Below are 452 nucleotides of genomic sequence, written 5' to 3'. Positions count from 1 at the left end.
ATCTGGATCATTGCCCAGCAGCATCCGGGCGAGCACATGGCGGAATGGTTCATGGAAGGCGTGATTGAGCGTCTGGAGCGCCAGGACGATCCGGTATTGAACAAACTGCTGGCCAGCGCCGATCTGTATCTGGTGCCGAACATGAACCCGGACGGCGCCTTCCATGGCCATCTGCGCACCAATGCCATGGGTCAGGACTTGAACCGGGCCTGGCAGAACGCCAGCCGGGACATCAGTCCGGAAGTGCTTTTCGTCCAGCAGCAAATGGAAAAATATGGCGTCGATGCGTTTATCGACGTGCACGGCGACGAGGAAATCCCCCACGTCTTTACCGCCGGCTGTGAAGGCAATCCTGGCTTCACACCGCGCATAGAAAAGCTTGAAGAGCATTTCCGCAGCCATCTGAAGCACACCACCAAAGACTTCCAGACCACCTACGGCTACACCCGCGA

Annotated in this window: 1 protein-coding gene; it reads left to right on the top strand. The window is 57.7% G+C overall.

The window, feature by feature from the left end; genetic code table 11:
• Window positions 1–452 (top strand): M14 family zinc carboxypeptidase (locus J5M56_RS25290; RefSeq protein ID WP_279381849.1); only part of this gene is annotated, 452 nt, incomplete at both ends.

Origin of the sequence: Pseudomonas sp. 51_B (genome assembly GCF_017491595.1) — a bacterium.
Taxonomy (GTDB): domain Bacteria; phylum Pseudomonadota; class Gammaproteobacteria; order Pseudomonadales; family Pseudomonadaceae; genus Aquipseudomonas; species Aquipseudomonas promysalinigenes.
Note: the sequence above shows the minus strand (reverse complement) of the source record. Positions and strands in the feature narration are given on the sequence as shown.